This is a genomic window from Emticicia sp. TH156 (genome assembly GCF_002855535.1).
Taxonomy (GTDB): domain Bacteria; phylum Bacteroidota; class Bacteroidia; order Cytophagales; family Spirosomataceae; genus Emticicia; species Emticicia fluvialis.
In genome coordinates, this window is record NZ_PKRS01000002.1 from 477,911 (window position 1) to 493,098 (window position 15,188).

Below are 15,188 nucleotides of genomic sequence, written 5' to 3' on the forward strand. Positions count from 1 at the left end.
GTTTTTAATTATTCTGAAATAGTTTTTTATCGGCCCAGAAAGTGCCAAATGGGATAACAGAAGCCAGCAAAGCAAGCCCCGTCTTACTGAAACTCCAGTTTTGTTCTATTCTCATCTGAACAACCGCAAGTACATACAGTATAAACAAAACGCCATGCGCCATGCCAAAGACCCGGTTGGGTTCAGGATTTTGTAACAGGTATTTCAAAGGCATGGTGATAAACAATATCACTAAAAAAGATACCCCCTCAATAAATGCCAGTACTCTTAACCTGCCCAACGATGTTTTAAAAATTTCAAACATTAGTAATCGATTTAAAGGTTTCTGAACAGTGGCCTGTACCACGGAATAGCCGACAGAATAAGAATCAAAGCAAATGAAAACCAAATGGCAATGGTTTTAAACTTCTGGGTGTCTGAAACCGCTTTCTTTGACAACGCACTGCCTATAGTTGCTACTACTATTGAGCCAAGCATCAATGCCAGATGATACATACCAAAGAAACGGATTTCGTCATTGCCGCCGGCACCATTTTTTATAAAAAAACCAGTTATTGGGCTAAGCGCAAAGTAAAGCACGAATCCGATTATTAACTGTGTATGGCAAATAGTATTAACCGCAATGCGTAAAAGCTTATCTGTTTTACTATAGATGCGTGCCGTTATAAGCCCATGAATACTGCTGCCAATAGCCATTAGAAGACTGATTAAAACCAGCCACCGGAAAAATGAATGAAAAAATAAAGTGTAGGTGTACATAAAACGATTTTGGTGAAGCACAAAATTAGCCATACCTCATACGGCTATGTTAGGATAACCCACACTAAAAAAAGGATTTTTCAATCATTTTAACAACTCTAAATATGAGCGCGTATGCCATTTACAGAGAGTCGCGGTGCATCCATTCAAGCACATCTCCGTCTTCAGGGTCATTCGCTACATCAATACATAAAAAGTTATTGCGTTCAAGAACCCGGCAGGAAAATTTGTTTTCCGGTAAAGTTCTGGCTGTAATTTTTACAGATGCATCTGTTCTTGTTGACAACTCCACCAATAATCTGCAAATTTCGGTTCCCACCCCCCTGTTCCGGTAACCATCCATGGTACCATAAGCAATTTCAATAGTGCTATTAATTGGCTTACCTTTAATGGCGGCGCTCCCTATTATTTTTCCCTCTTCCATAACAAAATAGCATATCCAGGGTGGATGGTACCCAACTTTCTCATAAAACTCAACACTCATTTCAACTATTTCTGTACATTCGTCGTCTATTTTAAATTCTTCATTTTCATGCATGTACTCTCTGATAGGCACCAATTCCATAACAATATCCGGGTTTAATTTTTATTGGTATAACAAGCAAACTATTTGATTTTCTAAATGTTAAAACCCCTCTCAAATATTCATAATCTATCAATGGGTTATGCAATCAAAAAGTTGGCAAAACATAGCCTTTACCTCAAACTCCATTATTTTTGTTTATTTTTTTCTATAAAAAATTCAATATATTTTTTTATTTCTTAATTTTCTGCCTTGTTTTGTTTCCCTGATATATCTTCCGACTTTGCTGTACCCTAGAAGCAACAGATTAAGTTCTAATTAATAATTTATGAAATGTAATTTCTTGTGGTTTTGCTGCTTCCTTTTGATAAAATCTGTAACTGGTATCGGGCAAATTCGTAAACCATCATTTAAGCATATATCTACTGATGACGGCCTGTCGCAGGGCCATATCAGCGCAATTCTAAAAGATAAAAAGGGTTTCATGTGGTTTGCCACAGACGAAGGTCTGAACAAATATGACGGCTACCGCTTCATCGTTTACAAGCATTCATCTGAAGACAGCCTCAGCCTCAATGATAATTATCTTTTTGACATCCTTGAAGACCACGAAGGAACAATCTGGGTTGCCACCTCGGCAGGTCTTGATAGATTCAACCGCAAAAAAGAGAATTTTTCACACTTCTTCAATCAGAATACACGAGTAAATTCAAAAGATATTTTTCAGGACAGCAAAAAAAGAATCTGGCTCGGCACCGCTGACGGGCTATTTCAAATTAATACTAAAGACGGCACCTACAAACAATTTAAACATGACCCCGCCAATAAAAACAGCCTGACAGATGACCTGATATACAATATCGAAGAAGACAAGGATGGCTGGCTATGGCTGGCTACTCGTAACGGACTAAACAGGTTTAACCCTGAAACCCACAAATTTGAGCATTTCTTTAACGACCCCAAGCATATAAACAGCATTGCGGGCAACCATGTCAGAACTATTTTTAAAGACTCGAAAAACAACTTATGGATAGGTACACTGGGGAATGGTGTTACCCGGTATAACCTGACAGATAAAACATTTGAACACTTTAAATATAATGCCAAAAACCCGAAAGGCATTGCCCATAACGACATCATGTCTTTTATGGAAGACGAAAAAGGGAATATCTGGATTGGCACAGAAAACCGTGGAATAAGTATCTGGGATATTCATACCAAAGAATTTGTAACCTTTACATACCAGCCCGATGACCCTAAAACCATTAGTAATAACTCAGTTTACTGTATGTATACCGACAACCTGGGGAACATCTGGGTAGGGACTTTTTCAGGGGGAGTTAATTTTTTTCCAAAATTTGACAGAAAATTTAAGCTTTACAGACAAGGTACGGCCAAAAAAGGGCTACAACAAAATAGTGTGCTTGCCATTACCGGCGACAACAAGGGTAATGTTTGGCTGGGAACCGACGGTGGCGGACTAAGTTATTTTAACAAACAAAATGAAACATTTACTACTTACAGAAAACAGCCCGGCAACCCCACCAGTATTAACTCCGACCACGTCGTATCTGTTTTAGAATTAAATCAGAATCAGGTTGCCATTGGCTTGTACATGGGCGGCCTGGATATTCTGGATAAAAAAACCGGAAAATTTAAACACCACATGCCAGACCCTAAAAACCCAGGTAGCCTGTCGTCAGAAAGCGTCTTCAGCATGATTAAAGCCAAAGACGGGGGTATCTGGCTGGGGACTCTTGCCGGCGGATTTAGTTACTATGACCCGCAAAGAGACACTTTCACCAATTATAAGCATGATCCCAAAACCAGAATACTGTTGCCAGCGAGTACGTAAAAGCATTGTATGAAGACAACTCGGGTACTTTATGGGTGGGTACTGAAAACGGGCTTGATGCGTTTAATTTAAAAACAAAAACTTTTACGCACTATACCCACAAAAACACAGATACCACCACCGTAGCAAATAACAATATAAATACAATAATAGAGGCCGATAATGACCATATCTGGATAGGAACCGTAGACGGACTTAGCTTATTTGATAAAAAAACAGGCAGATTTAAAACATACAGAGAAAAAGACGGGCTGTCTAATGGCTCAGTAAATGCTATCTTAAAAGAAAAAAATGGGGTGTTATGGATTAGTACGAACCGAGGCATCACCAAGTTTAATCCTGCCACAAAGACCCGCAGGCATTATGGAATATCAGATGGCCTGCAGGGCAACGAGTTTAAGCTGCGCTCGGCCTATCAGGCTTCCGACGGTGAAATGTTCTTTGGCGGCCCAGACGGGCTTAACACTTTTTACCCTGATAGCCTGAAAGACAACCCATTTATTCCGCCTGTTCACATAACCGATTTCCTGATTTTCAATAAATCGGTACCCATAAGCAAGGAAAGCGGTTCTCCTTTGAAACAATCCATTAGTGAAGCCAAAAAAATTATACTTAACTATGAGCAATCGGTAATTACTTTTGAGTTCTCTGCCTTAAATTATATCTTACCTGAACAAAACCAGTATGCCTATAAACTGGAGGGATTCGACAAGAACTGGAATTACATCGGAAGCAGGCGACTGGCCACTTATACAAATCTAGACCCCGGCACTTATACTTTCAGAGTAAAAGCCTCTAATAACGACGGAGTCTGGAATGAAGAAGGCACTTCTGTCATTATCAGAGTGCTTCCCCCCTTCTGGGAAACCTGGTGGTTCCGGGGATTACTAGCCCTGATTATTGCGGGTGTGGCATACATAAGTTATAAATACAGGGTTAACCACATTCAGAAACAGAATGCCTTTCTGGAAGAGCAGGTGGAAATGAGAACTGCCGAACTGAAAAAATTAACAGAAAAAGAACTGAAAGCCAGACAGGAAGCTGAAAAAGCCAACCTTGCTAAAAGTACTTTTCTGGCCACTATGAGCCATGAAATAAGAACCCCTCTCAATGGCATTATTGGCATGGCGTCTTTGCTGGAAGAAACCGAGCTGAACGAAGAACAAAGAAACTATACCGATACAATTCAGATTTGTGGTGATGGCCTGTTAACGGTTATAAATGACATCCTGGATTTCTCGAAGATTGAATCCGGCAATATGGAGCTTGAATGCAAAGACTTTGATTTAAGGCACAGTATTGAAGAAGTGCTTGACATATTTGCCGAGCGGGTTGCCAAATCTAATGTAGATTTATTGTACCAGATTGACCTGGATGTGCCCACACAATTAATTGGTGATAATCTGAGGCTAAGGCAGATACTGCTCAATATTATTGGCAACGCCATTAAGTTTACGCATCAGGGAGAAATATTTTTGCGAGTGTATCTGATTCATAAACAGAACAATCAGGTTGAACTGGGCTTTCAGATTAAAGACACCGGCATTGGTATTCCTGCCGATAAAGTTGACCGACTATTTAAGGCCTTCTCGCAGGTTGACTCATCCACTACCAGAAAATATGGGGGAACAGGCCTAGGGCTGGCCATTAGCGAAAAACTGATAAACCTGATGGGCGGCACCATTCAAGTGCAAAGCGAAATAGACAAAGGCACCCAATTTACCTTTACTATTAAAGCCGAAATAAGCACTGTGAAGACATCCACCTTGCCCCTTAACCTGGATATACTGAAAGGTAAAAGGATTTTAATTGTAGACGATAACCAGACCAACCTAAACATATTAAAGGCGCAGCTTGAGTATTGGCACATGCTTCCTACGCTTGCGTCTTCTGCCCGTGAAGCCTTAAGTCTGATAAATGGCCATAATGATTTCGATATTGTTATTACTGATATGCAAATGCCAGATACAGATGGCATACAGCTTGCCCTTCAGATAAAACAGAAAGCGCCCAAAATGCCAATCATGCTGCTGAGTTCAATTTCAGATACATTCTATAAAGAGCATCCAGATTTATTTTGCTCGGTTATGATAAAACCCGCCAAAATTCATGTGCTTTGCCGGAATATACATAACCAGATTTTGTCTAAGGATTTTCCTGCCGGTAATGAAAAAACACAGGGCTCACCTTCACAAAAGTTGTCGGCAGATTTTGCCACAAAATATCCGATGAATATACTGGTTACTGAAGACTACATCATGAACCAGAAACTTGCATTAAAAATTCTGAGTAAACTGGGCTATGAAGCTGACCTTGCAGAAAATGGAATTGAAGCGCTCGAAGCCATAGCCAACAAACACTTTGATCTGATTCTGATGGATGTGCAAATGCCGGGAATGGATGGATTAACCGCTACCCGGCGCATAAGAGAGCAATCCATTCATCAACCCGTTATAATTGCCATGACAGCCAACGCACTTCAGGAAAGCCGCGATGAATGCATCAAAGCCGGCATGGACGATTACATAAGTAAACCAATCAATCTTGAATTTCTGGTATCTACACTTGAAAAATGGGGGAAACTGATTTTAACTAGACCATAACGCGAATAACTCTAGTAAGGTAAACAAGCCACTGTGATTTGCTTTTGATGTACCAGTTATTGTAGTGGTGATTATTATGGGCAGCCTCAGTCGCGAAGAGGCGGAGATTCAAAGCATTTGTGTGCCCGCTGATTTAAAAGTAAACATCTGCATACCTGTTAAACAACTATTAACGCCCCCATTGGTTATATGTTGAAATTCCTTGATACATCAACTTGGGATATTTACCTTCTTTTTAAGCCTACATATAAGCAACATCAGTTTTTTTGCCCGAACTGATAAGCAAGCTGAAGCACTATTAGATGAGTACCTGTAAGGTCTTTCATGAATGAATGCGGATTGTATTCTAAAATAGCGGTTTAAACAAAACAATGCAATTACGCATTCACCAAATCTGATTGAGAGTGGATTGACTAAAAGACATAAAAAAGGCGGATGAACCGCCCTTGTATCAGTGATGTCCTTCGTCGGCATGAGAGCGGTTATAACCATTAGCAAATGTAATGCCCACAACCAACAGCCCAAGTATAAAGACAAACAAATCGCCAAAAACCCAAAGGATAGTCATAATTAGTATAAAAAGCACTAACATAAACCAGCTTGGAAGCGGTTGAGGAGCAGATGATTTTGCCATAATTTATCTTGATACGTTAATTTCCGGCTGCAATTTATGACATAAGAATCATAATTGAAAATATTACTTTATTTTCTCATAAAAAAACAGATTGCCGTCTGCCAGCCTGGCTCCTACCGGAGCGCTCTGGTACAAAACCAGGTATTTGGGTGTTTCGGTAAACCACAGGTATGAATACGTTTTAGTATTTTCAAAAACTATCATATCGCGTTTGATACTTGCGTTTTCGTCAACACGCATACTTACGGTTGACCTCTCTACCACTTTGCCATCTTTAGTACGGGTAAAAGACTTTTTTGAAGCGTTAAATTCAAGAATTTCTTCATATTCCGGCACTTTTTCAGATGGGCTGCCCGGCGCCGGAAAACCTGCTCCAATCTTTACCAGTTTCCATCTACCGTTTATTTCATTCAGCTGTGGGTCAGGTATGTTTGTCTCGCATGATGTGACAAACAAAATGCTGAGAATGTGCATTAACAAGGTTTTCATAGTTATACAGTTTTTGTCTGGATACCCTTTAACTAAAAAAGGTTGGAATCTAAAAATCAAATTCCATAATATCGGGGTCATTCAATAAGCTTTTAATTATCTTCTCATGGTTTTTCTCTGAACCCCTCACCGTCCAGGTACCGCTGATACGGTCGTTAGTTTTGGTCTGCATATTTCTTTCTGCCTCCAGATTAAACTTTTCAAATAAATGCTCGTAATGCCTGAGCGTTCCGTTGGTGTACTTGCAAACAATTCTGTAGGTACGTATCAGGTTCCTTCGTTTAATTCTCACCTGTAAAGGCACCAATACATATAAAGTAAAAATAACCAGCAACATGGCAAAAAAGCCTGTTTCGTACAGGTCTTTGCCTACGCCTACACACAGGCCTAAAGCTGCCGTAACCCAGGCGGTAGCAGCAGTAGTAATGCCCGTAATGCGCCCGCTAGAGTTATCTCTGAATATAATTCCGCCACCCACAAACCCAATGCCGGTTACAATATTGGCAGCAATGCGGGATGGGTCAGAACCCAATTTGATAGACACCAGAGTAAAGAGTGTAGAGCCAACACAAATAAGAATCATGGTTCTTAACCCGGCCGATTTACTATGATATTCCCTTTCAAAACCAATAATCGCGCCCGTACCTGCCGAAATCAAAAGCTTTAAGATATCTTCGGTTACAAATTCTAAATCCATAAAAACAACAGTAGTTTTTCTAAAAACGAATCCAATCGTAATTAGCGCATAAAACATCAACAAATACAGGCTCAAAAGTAATATTTTAGTGTTTGCCGCAAAACTTAACACATTTTTTTTGTTTTTTTTGATTGCTTTGGTTGTATTTGTAAATTAATTAAACAATCTCATAAAATTATTATGAAAACTGATCTTAAACAGAAGGTTTCTGAAATCTCAACTGCACTTGCCAATATTATCAGCGGAGATTCTGCCAGTAAAAAAATCAAAAAAGCCATTGATAAGACTGCAAAAAAGCTAGCAAAAAAAATTGCTAAAGTAAATAAAGAGGCAGAAAAAGAGAAAAAGAAAGAAGAGAAAAAGGCTGCTAAAAATGCCGTGTTAAAAGTAAAAAAAGAGAAGAAAAAAGAAAAAAAACCAGCAGCACCTACTGCAAAAGCGAATGCCCCTAAAGCCTCAGTTGCGCCGGCTCCGGTTGTTCCGAAAGTAGCCGTACCTGAAACAGCAGCAGCCAAACCAAAAGCGGTAGCACCTGCTAAACCTAAAGAAGAATCTAAATAATTTATACATAGATTATTTACGCTGTGACATGACATGCGCCAAGCCCGGGTGCAGATCGATACTGATTTGCACCTTTTGCATTCTTTTACTTTTCATAAACACCACATTGGCTCAGCAGACCAATGAATTGATTATTAGTGAAATTATGGCAGACCCTACCCCTGCTAAGGGTCTGCCTGAAAAAGAGTATCTTGAACTTTATAACCGCTCAGGCAAAGCGCTTAACCTTAACCAGTTTGTATTAGGCTATAACAACAGCACTGTCAGTTTCCCTGATTTTATCATCCAACCCAAAGAATATGTAATTGTTACGAACCGCAACAACGTGTCGGAGTTTCAGGCTATCGGAAGAACCGTAGGCCTGAGTAGCTTTTCATTACTGAATACAGGTACTACTTTAACACTAAAAACCAACAGTAACAGAACGGTTTTTTCTGTTACTTATACCAGCAAATGGTATTCTACAGGTAAAACACAGGGTTTCTCGCTAGAGATGATTGATACAGAATTTGCCTGTGTAGAAACTGGAAACTGGGTTTCAAGCGAAGCCGTTTTGCAAGGAACACCGGGCAAAGAAAATTCAGTTAAGGCTTCCCGCCCTGATTTAACGCCCCCTGTTTTGCAACGCTATGAATATCTCAACAACCAACAGATAAAGCTCGTTTTCAATGAAAAACTGGATAGCCTTTCTGCGGTTAGTCAGTTGGCCTACACGGTCGATAAATCCGTTCAAATAAAGAGTATTGTCACTGAAAGCCCGGCAAATACTTCAGTAACACTAACTTTTCAGTCTGATTTGCAAACTAAAACAAGTTATACGCTTACTGCCAGAAATGTTGCAGACTGTTCTGGTAATGTACTGAAAGAGGCATCTTTGCAGGTAGGCATTGTAAGTGAGGCTGACTCTGGCGATGTGGTGTTGAATGAAATATTGTTTAACCCCGGTAGCGGAGGCGAAGACTTTGTTGAAATTTATAACCGGAGCAACAAATTTATTAGTCTGAAAAACTGGGCTTTGGCCAATGCAGACAATACAGGCACGGTGGGCAATATAAAACCTATCACTTTAACTAATTATGTTTTGATGCCGGGTCAGTTTTTGGTTTTAACCCGCAATGCAAGTGTCATTAGTAGTCAATATTACAAAACAATAGCAAGCCACATACTGGAGATGGAAAGCCTGCCCGCATTTGCTAATGAAAAAGGCACGGTTGTTTTACTGAATCAATTGAGAAAAGTACTCGACAGGTTTGATTACTCAGAAACAATGCATCATGGGCTGATTGACAATAAAGCGGGCGTATCGCTAGAGAAGTCAGATTATAACCTACCGTCCTCGTTACCATCTAACTGGCATTCGGCAGCGGCCTCTGATGGCTACGCCACGCCCGGTTATGCCAATTCGCAGTATAAAAGCGCTGCTGAAAGCAATACATTTATGATTGAGCCTGAGGTTTTCACCCCCGACGGAGACGGCTCTGATGATGTTGCTCAGTTAAAATTTCAGCTTACTCAAACCGGGTTTGTAGCCAACTTATATGTATTTGATGCAAACGGACGAATGCTGAAACAACTGGCACAAAACCAGATTCTGGGGGTAAATGACCAGATTGTTTGGGATGGAAAAAGTTACAATAATGAGCTTGCGCCAGTAGGATATTATATTATTCTGGCTGAGCTTTTTAACACGAATGGCGAGAAACTGGAATTTAAAGCAAAAGTGGTATTGGGAGCCAAATATTGAGTTGGCTGCAACAATACCACTATTCTTGGTTTATGTTTGAGGAGCCTGATAAAACTGTCACGGTTTTCTTTGCTTTCTGTTAGACATCATATTCTCTCTGTAAAGTTTCTGCTCTTCTCTTTCCAGATGCAATCCATAGGCAGACACACACCCCATGGCTATAAATTGTGTAACTATAAATAATACAACTATCATGGCTTTAAATGTTTGTTTATTAAAATAAAAAAACATTTGCCAAAGCGGGTTTTACCAGATTTGAAGCAGTTTTGTGGAGTGTATTCTACAAAAAACACACCTTTACACATCTGAGTCTTTATCAATTCAGCATTTTTCTCTTAAATTGCAGGTATAGCCTTATCTGTTGACAATTTGATTTACCCTTTATGAAAAACTTCTGTTTCATTACGCTATTTCTTGCTTTTGCTATGCAGTCTGCTGCACAATCAGAACAATTAAAAAACGCCATTCTGGCAAGACTAAACCCGGTTGAGGGAGAATTTGCTTTGGCATTTAAAGACCTGCAAACCGGGCAAACAGTGTTCATAAACGAGAAAGAGAGCTTTCATGCAGCAAGTACCATGAAAACCCCGGTTATGATTGAAATCTTTAAGCAGGCCAAAGCCGGAAAATTTAAGTTGACAGACTCTATCCTGGTAAAAAATGAATTTAAAAGTACTGTAGATGGCAGCCCGTTTAAACTGGATTTAAGTGACGACAGTGCTGATGAAATGTACAAGAAAACAGGGCAGCAAATGACTATCTACGACCTCACCTACCAGATGATTATTGTAAGCAGTAATCTGGCTACCAATATTCTCATTGATTTGGTGGGCGCTAAAAATGCCAATGCTACCATGCGTGCGCTTGGGGCTAATGATATACAGGTGCTTCGCGGGGTAGAAGACAGCAAAGCCTTTCAATCAGGAATGAACAATACCGTAACTGCTTATGACCTGATGCTTATTTTTGAGAAACTGGCACTGGGAGAGGTAGTAAGCAGGAAAGACTCTGAGGCCATGATAAAAATATTACTCGACCAGAAATTCAACGAGATTATACCTGCCAGATTACCCGGCGCCGCAAAAGTAGCCCACAAAACTGGTTCTATTACAGGGGTACAAAATGACTCCGGAATTATATATTTGCCAGACGGACGTAAATATGTACTGGTTATCCTCTCAAGAAAACTTACGGATGTTAAAAAAGGTGTTGAAGCGCTCGCCGATGTATCTGGAATGATATATGACAGTCTTCAACATTAGATTCAGCTTTCTTTGGCCAGAAACTCCCTGATGCGGTGGGTTTTGTCTTTGCCAATCAGTTTTATCAGCTCTTCGTCTGGGGCACTCTTGATGTTTGATATGGTCTTGAATTGTTTCAGCACCTTGGTGGCCGTAAGTTTACCAATACCCGGAGCACTTTCTAAACTACTAATCAGGAAGCTCTGACTGCGTCGGTCGCGGTGATGGGTAATACCAAAACGGTGAGCTTCGTCCCGACAGCGCTGAATAAGTTTCAGCGATTCAGACTTCTTGTCAATATAAAGCGGAAGCGTATCTTCCGGAAAATAAATTTCTTCCAGTCGTTTGGCAATCCCGATAATCGGAATCTCGCCATACAGGCTCAATTCTTTCAGGGCTTCGCAGGCAGCAGACAATTGCCCTTTTCCTCCGTCAATAATAATCAAATCAGGCAAATCCGTTTTTTCTTCCAATAACCTTGTATAACGCCGTGTTACCACCTCTTTCATAGTGGCAAAGTCGTTCGGGCCTTCTACTGTTCTGGGTATATAGTGCCTGTATTCTTTGGGCGCAGGTTGTCCGTTTATAAAACAAACCATTGCCGAAACCGGATTGGTACCCTGTATATTTGAGTTGTCGAAACACTCTATATGGCGCGGCAGGTTCTTTAACTGTAAATCCTGTTTCATTTTTACCAGCACACGGTCTCGCTTGTTGGTAGCGCCACTGGCTGCAATGGCCTCTCTTTCGGCTTTCTCTTTTCTGAAATACACCACGTTTTTTAATGACATATCCAGCAGCTTGCGCTTATCACCTATCTGTGGTACCGCAATATCTGCCTTCATATCGATACTTACCGGTATATTGGTAATAATCTCTTTTGTGGTGCTTTCATATTGCTGGCGCAGCTCAACAATAAACATAACCAGTATTTCTTCATCAGTCTCTTCCAGTTTTTTCTTTACATCAAGCGTCTGGGTAAGAATAATGGTACCATTTACTACTTTCAGGTAATTGATGTAGGCGGTGGTTTCATCAGACGTAATACTGAACACATCTACGTCTTTAATAGAAGGATTAACAACGGTTGCCTTGCTTTGGTAACTCTGAAGAAAATCGAGTTTCAGTTTTAGCTGGTGCGCTTCTTCAAATGCCAGCTTACGCGCGGCCTCCTGCATGCGCTGTTCAAAGTACTGCCTGGCAGGCGCCAGATTCCCCTTCAATATATGATGCACCTGTTCAATCTCTTTCAGGTAGTCAGCCTCGGTTTGCAGGTTTTCACAAGGGCCTTTACAATTACCAATATGATACTCAAGGCACACTTTAAACTTTCTGGCATCTATGTTGTCTTGCGAAAGGTTAAGGTTACAGGTTCTGATGGTATATAGCTGGCTGAACATCTCCAGCAGGGCGTGCATAGCTTTTGAGTTCACAAACGGGCCATAGAGTTTCCCGCGCGACCTGTCTTCCATGCGACGTGTGGTAATTACCCTTGGGAAGCGCTCATTGGTAACACAAACGTAGGGATACATCTTGTCGTCTCTCAACAAAATATTGTATCTCGGCTGATATTGTTTTATGAGTGTATTTTCAAGCAGTAGTGCATCAAACTCTGTAGGCACTATAGTAAATTCCAGTTTTCTTATGCTTACTACCAATCTGCGGGTTTTGCGGTCGTGCCTGTTAAAGTTTGCAAAATAACTAGTTACTCTGTTTTTAAGATTTTTGGCCTTGCCTACGTAAATAACCTCTCCGTTGTCGTCAAAATAACGATACACCCCCGGTTCTTCGGGTACTTTAACCAACTCTGATTTATAATCAAAACTAATCTCCGACATAAAAAAATTGTTCTCTCTGATAACCAATAACACTACCCAATCTTATTCTGTTCAACACCTACCCAATCAGGCTTTATAAAAGTTTCTAATTTATAACATTTATTCTGGATTAAGGCAGCATACTGAGCAAAACCCCGGCTTTTGTGCATTTAAAGGCTCGCCTGAATCAATTTTTTAAATTGAAACAAAAAAATTGCCACATAATTTGGAAACAATCAAATTTCAAATTTACTTTGCATTACAAAGTTCTTTTTTATTCTCATGGCATCTAAAAAAATTACAATAGCATTTAATATCAGTCGACCGACTTTAAGCCTGATATTACTGACATTGCTTAGTTCTGTATTATTACTGGCTGGTGTAATAAAGACGCATCATCTGAGGGGCATCTACTTACTCTGGAATCTGTTTTTAGCCTGGGTTCCATTATTTTTTATTCTGGTTGCTCGCAGGTATCAGTCTTTGCCACATGCATCATTTCGTTTCAGCCAGACTATAGTTTACAGCTGCCTCGGTTTCTGGCTATTGTTTTTTCCGAATTCGCCTTATATAATTACTGACCTGATTCACCTTACAGAGTCGCAGTTGCACCTTTTGTGGTTTGATGCCGTTAGTTTTTTCATTGTTGCGCTGGCAGGTTTAGCAACCGGACTTTACTCTCTGCTGGTGGCGCACGAAATTATTGAAAAGCTAACAGGCAGAATATGGGCCTGGGCGATAGTTTTCTCAAGTGTGGTGCTGTCTGGGTTTGGCTTGTATCTGGGCCGGTATATCCGTTTCAATAGCTGGGATTTGTTCACCAACCCTGCTTTTTTGTTCAGAAAATCAATCCATGAGCTTCAAAATCCGCTGGCTATACAAACCACAATGGTTTTCTCGCTGGTGGTTATGGTGCTATATGTTTCATTAAATCTGTTGATGCCTGCCTCTTATGAACGTTCCAAAAATGTTGCAAAGCTTTAAATATGCTTTTAAGGGTGTAAAAGTGCTGCTTCAGGAAAACAACGCCCGGTTTCATCTGCTGGCAACGGTTGCGGTAGTTTTAAGTGGCATACTCTTAAAACTAAGTTTTGCCGAATGGTCAGCTACCATTATATCAATCGGACTGGTATGGATGGCCGAAGCCTTTAATACCGCGTTAGAAAAACTATGCGATTTTGTTTCGGAAGGTTACCATCCTTTAATCGGTAAAATAAAAGATTTATCAGCAGCCGCAGTTTTAATCATTTCAGTTTGCGCTGCAATTATCGGAATTATTATATTTTTGCCTAAAATTTTAGCTAATCTATGAACGAGCACCTTGAACAACTGAAGGAAATACGCTCTCTGATGGAACGATCGTCCAAGTTTCTTTCCTTAAGCGGGTTTTCCGGTATTTCAGCCGGTATCTGTGCTTTAATAGGTGCCTGGTATGCACACCAGAAAATTCATGTTGATGGATTATATCAGTTGTTTGACCCGGCCGTCAGGCAAGAGATTATTCCGGCACTGCTGCTTGACGCAGCCCTTGTGTTGGTGTCTGCACTGGTAACAGGAGTGTTTTTTACTGTAAGAAAAGCCCGTAAAAAAGGGTTGGATGTCTGGACGTCTACTTCAAAACGCTTGCTGACAAGCATGCTTATTCCGTTATTTGCCGGAGGTATCTTCGGCTTGGGGTTGCTGTATCACGGATTTTTCTGGCTTTGTTTTCCAACCACACTTGTTTTTTATGGCATTGCGCTGGTAAATGCCAGTAAATATACCGTTCATGATACTTTTTATCTGGGCATAAGTGAGATTGTTCTGGGTATTGTGGCTTTGTTTTTGGCAAAATGGAATTTACTGTTCTGGGCAATTGGGTTTGGTGGCTTGCACATTATTTATGGATTAGTGGTGTATTTCAGATATGATAGAAAATAGTTTTGGTGCCAGGTGGCTAAAAGCGCCTGCATCAGGTAATTAACATGAATTTACTTCAGAATTTTAATAAAGCGTTTGAAAGCAAGGCCAGGCTGGGCATTATGTCGGTGCTGATGGTGAATGACGACGTCTCTTTTAATGCCATGAAAGAGATATTGTCTTTGACTGACGGCAACCTTGCCACGCACCTACGCGCATTGGAAGAAGCTAATTACATTTCGTTTAGAAAAGAATTTGTAGGCCGCAAACCCAATACCGTTTATTCGGCAACCGAGTTAGGCAAAAAGGCTTTTAACGAACACCTGAACGAATTGGAGAAATTTATTAAAGGAACCTAATTTTTTT

At 40.4% G+C, this 15,188-nt stretch carries 17 protein-coding genes; 9 read left to right on the top strand and 8 right to left on the bottom strand.

Features of this window, described 5'->3' with window-relative positions; genetic code table 11:
• Window positions 1-4: 4 nt before the first annotated feature.
• From C0V77_RS06030 to C0V77_RS06040, 3 genes are all read right to left on the bottom strand, one after another.
• A complete protein-coding gene (locus C0V77_RS06030) occupies window positions 5-304 on the bottom strand; it encodes a DUF3817 domain-containing protein (protein ID WP_101725417.1) in 300 nt (99 codons plus the stop codon).
• An 11-nt stretch (window positions 305-315) separates the two neighbouring features.
• Entirely contained in the window at window positions 316-696 is a 381-nt protein-coding gene (locus C0V77_RS06035) for a hypothetical protein (RefSeq protein WP_143706017.1), read from the bottom strand.
• Window positions 697-880: 184 nt separating this feature from the next.
• Complete coding sequence (locus C0V77_RS06040; protein WP_101725419.1) at window positions 881-1,324, bottom strand: GNAT family N-acetyltransferase; 444 nt, start codon at window positions 1,322-1,324, stop codon at window positions 881-883.
• Window positions 1,325-1,646: 322 nt separating this feature from the next.
• Between C0V77_RS06040 and C0V77_RS06045 the strand changes: the two genes are divergently transcribed.
• Window positions 1,647-3,137 carry a two-component regulator propeller domain-containing protein gene (locus C0V77_RS06045; protein ID WP_158237889.1) on the top strand — a complete coding sequence of 497 codons (1,491 nt, stop codon included), beginning with the start codon at window positions 1,647-1,649 and terminating at the stop codon, window positions 3,135-3,137.
• Window positions 3,138-3,142: 5 nt separating this feature from the next.
• On the top strand, window positions 3,143-5,740 hold the full coding sequence (locus C0V77_RS06050; protein WP_101725421.1) for a response regulator: 2,598 nt from the start codon (window positions 3,143-3,145) through the stop codon (window positions 5,738-5,740).
• A gap of 451 nt (window positions 5,741-6,191) precedes the next feature.
• On the opposite strand, the gene C0V77_RS06055 is transcribed toward C0V77_RS06050, so the two are convergent.
• The 3 genes from C0V77_RS06055 to C0V77_RS06065 form a co-directional block, all read right to left on the bottom strand.
• Complete coding sequence (locus C0V77_RS06055) at window positions 6,192-6,374, bottom strand: hypothetical protein (RefSeq protein ID WP_101725422.1); 183 nt, start codon at window positions 6,372-6,374, stop codon at window positions 6,192-6,194.
• A gap of 63 nt (window positions 6,375-6,437) precedes the next feature.
• Window positions 6,438-6,863, bottom strand: coding sequence for a hypothetical protein (locus C0V77_RS06060; RefSeq protein WP_101725423.1), 426 nt, complete (start codon window positions 6,861-6,863; stop codon window positions 6,438-6,440).
• Window positions 6,864-6,912: 49 nt separating this feature from the next.
• The gene (locus tag C0V77_RS06065) at window positions 6,913-7,560 is read right to left on the bottom strand and encodes an MgtC/SapB family protein (RefSeq protein WP_101725424.1); all 648 of its coding nucleotides are present in this window, start codon (window positions 7,558-7,560) and stop codon (window positions 6,913-6,915) included.
• Window positions 7,561-7,740: 180 nt separating this feature from the next.
• Between C0V77_RS06065 and C0V77_RS06070 the strand changes: the two genes are divergently transcribed.
• Together C0V77_RS06070 and C0V77_RS06075 are read left to right on the top strand one after the other, a co-directional pair.
• Window positions 7,741-8,121 carry a histone H1/H5 family protein, HCT subfamily gene (locus C0V77_RS06070; protein ID WP_101725425.1) on the top strand — a complete coding sequence of 127 codons (381 nt, stop codon included), beginning with the start codon at window positions 7,741-7,743 and terminating at the stop codon, window positions 8,119-8,121.
• Between the two features lie 28 nt (window positions 8,122-8,149).
• Window positions 8,150-9,865, top strand: coding sequence for a lamin tail domain-containing protein (locus C0V77_RS06075; protein ID WP_101725426.1), 1,716 nt, complete (start codon window positions 8,150-8,152; stop codon window positions 9,863-9,865).
• A gap of 57 nt (window positions 9,866-9,922) precedes the next feature.
• On the opposite strand, the gene C0V77_RS23025 is transcribed toward C0V77_RS06075, so the two are convergent.
• Window positions 9,923-10,060, bottom strand: a complete 138-nt coding sequence (locus C0V77_RS23025; protein ID WP_158237891.1) for a hypothetical protein — start codon at window positions 10,058-10,060, stop codon at window positions 9,923-9,925.
• A gap of 188 nt (window positions 10,061-10,248) precedes the next feature.
• Here C0V77_RS23025 and C0V77_RS06080 point away from each other — a divergent pair, with 188 nt between their 5' ends.
• Window positions 10,249-11,127, top strand: coding sequence for a serine hydrolase (locus C0V77_RS06080; RefSeq protein WP_101725427.1), 879 nt, complete (start codon window positions 10,249-10,251; stop codon window positions 11,125-11,127).
• Window positions 11,128-11,129: 2 nt separating this feature from the next.
• On the opposite strand, the gene uvrC is transcribed toward C0V77_RS06080, so the two are convergent.
• Complete coding sequence (gene uvrC / locus C0V77_RS06085; protein WP_101725428.1) at window positions 11,130-12,944, bottom strand: excinuclease ABC subunit UvrC; 1,815 nt, start codon at window positions 12,942-12,944, stop codon at window positions 11,130-11,132.
• A 261-nt stretch (window positions 12,945-13,205) separates the two neighbouring features.
• On the opposite strand from uvrC, the gene C0V77_RS06090 reads away from it, so the two are divergent.
• From C0V77_RS06090 to C0V77_RS06105, 4 genes are read left to right on the top strand one after another with little or no spacing between them, the layout of a single operon-like run.
• Window positions 13,206-13,907 carry a DUF1361 domain-containing protein gene (locus tag C0V77_RS06090; RefSeq protein ID WP_101725429.1) on the top strand — a complete coding sequence of 234 codons (702 nt, stop codon included), beginning with the start codon at window positions 13,206-13,208 and terminating at the stop codon, window positions 13,905-13,907.
• On the top strand, window positions 13,891-14,235 hold the full coding sequence (locus C0V77_RS06095; protein ID WP_229236209.1) for a diacylglycerol kinase family protein: 345 nt from the start codon (window positions 13,891-13,893) through the stop codon (window positions 14,233-14,235). Before C0V77_RS06090 ends, C0V77_RS06095 begins: the two co-directional genes overlap by 17 nt.
• Window positions 14,232-14,843 (top strand): hypothetical protein, encoded by a 612-nt coding sequence (locus C0V77_RS06100; protein WP_101725431.1) that lies wholly within the window; start codon window positions 14,232-14,234, stop codon window positions 14,841-14,843. Before C0V77_RS06095 ends, C0V77_RS06100 begins: the two co-directional genes overlap by 4 nt.
• Before the next feature lie 44 nt (window positions 14,844-14,887).
• Entirely contained in the window at window positions 14,888-15,181 is a 294-nt protein-coding gene (locus tag C0V77_RS06105) for a transcriptional regulator (RefSeq protein ID WP_216824397.1), read from the top strand.
• Window positions 15,182-15,188: the final 7 nt, after the last annotated feature.

Coding starts and splice junctions, on each gene's coding strand:
- C0V77_RS06030 (WP_101725417.1), bottom strand. CDS start 304: ATGTTTGAAATTTTTAAAACATCGTTGGGCAGGTTAAGAGTACTGGCA.
- C0V77_RS06035 (WP_143706017.1), bottom strand. CDS start 696: ATGGCTATTGGCAGCAGTATTCATGGGCTTATAACGGCACGCATCTAT.
- C0V77_RS06040 (WP_101725419.1), bottom strand. CDS start 1,324: ATGGAATTGGTGCCTATCAGAGAGTACATGCATGAAAATGAAGAATTT.
- C0V77_RS06055 (WP_101725422.1), bottom strand. CDS start 6,374: ATGGCAAAATCATCTGCTCCTCAACCGCTTCCAAGCTGGTTTATGTTA.
- C0V77_RS06060 (WP_101725423.1), bottom strand. CDS start 6,863: ATGAAAACCTTGTTAATGCACATTCTCAGCATTTTGTTTGTCACATCA.
- C0V77_RS06065 (WP_101725424.1), bottom strand. CDS start 7,560: ATGGATTTAGAATTTGTAACCGAAGATATCTTAAAGCTTTTGATTTCG.
- C0V77_RS06070 (WP_101725425.1), top strand. CDS start 7,741: ATGAAAACTGATCTTAAACAGAAGGTTTCTGAAATCTCAACTGCACTT.
- C0V77_RS06075 (WP_101725426.1), top strand. CDS start 8,150: ATGACATGCGCCAAGCCCGGGTGCAGATCGATACTGATTTGCACCTTT.
- C0V77_RS23025 (WP_158237891.1), bottom strand. CDS start 10,060: ATGATAGTTGTATTATTTATAGTTACACAATTTATAGCCATGGGGTGT.
- C0V77_RS06080 (WP_101725427.1), top strand. CDS start 10,249: ATGAAAAACTTCTGTTTCATTACGCTATTTCTTGCTTTTGCTATGCAG.
- uvrC (WP_101725428.1), bottom strand. CDS start 12,944: ATGTCGGAGATTAGTTTTGATTATAAATCAGAGTTGGTTAAAGTACCC.
- C0V77_RS06090 (WP_101725429.1), top strand. CDS start 13,206: ATGGCATCTAAAAAAATTACAATAGCATTTAATATCAGTCGACCGACT.
- C0V77_RS06095 (WP_229236209.1), top strand. CDS start 13,891: ATGTTGCAAAGCTTTAAATATGCTTTTAAGGGTGTAAAAGTGCTGCTT.
- C0V77_RS06100 (WP_101725431.1), top strand. CDS start 14,232: ATGAACGAGCACCTTGAACAACTGAAGGAAATACGCTCTCTGATGGAA.
- C0V77_RS06105 (WP_216824397.1), top strand. CDS start 14,888: ATGAATTTACTTCAGAATTTTAATAAAGCGTTTGAAAGCAAGGCCAGG.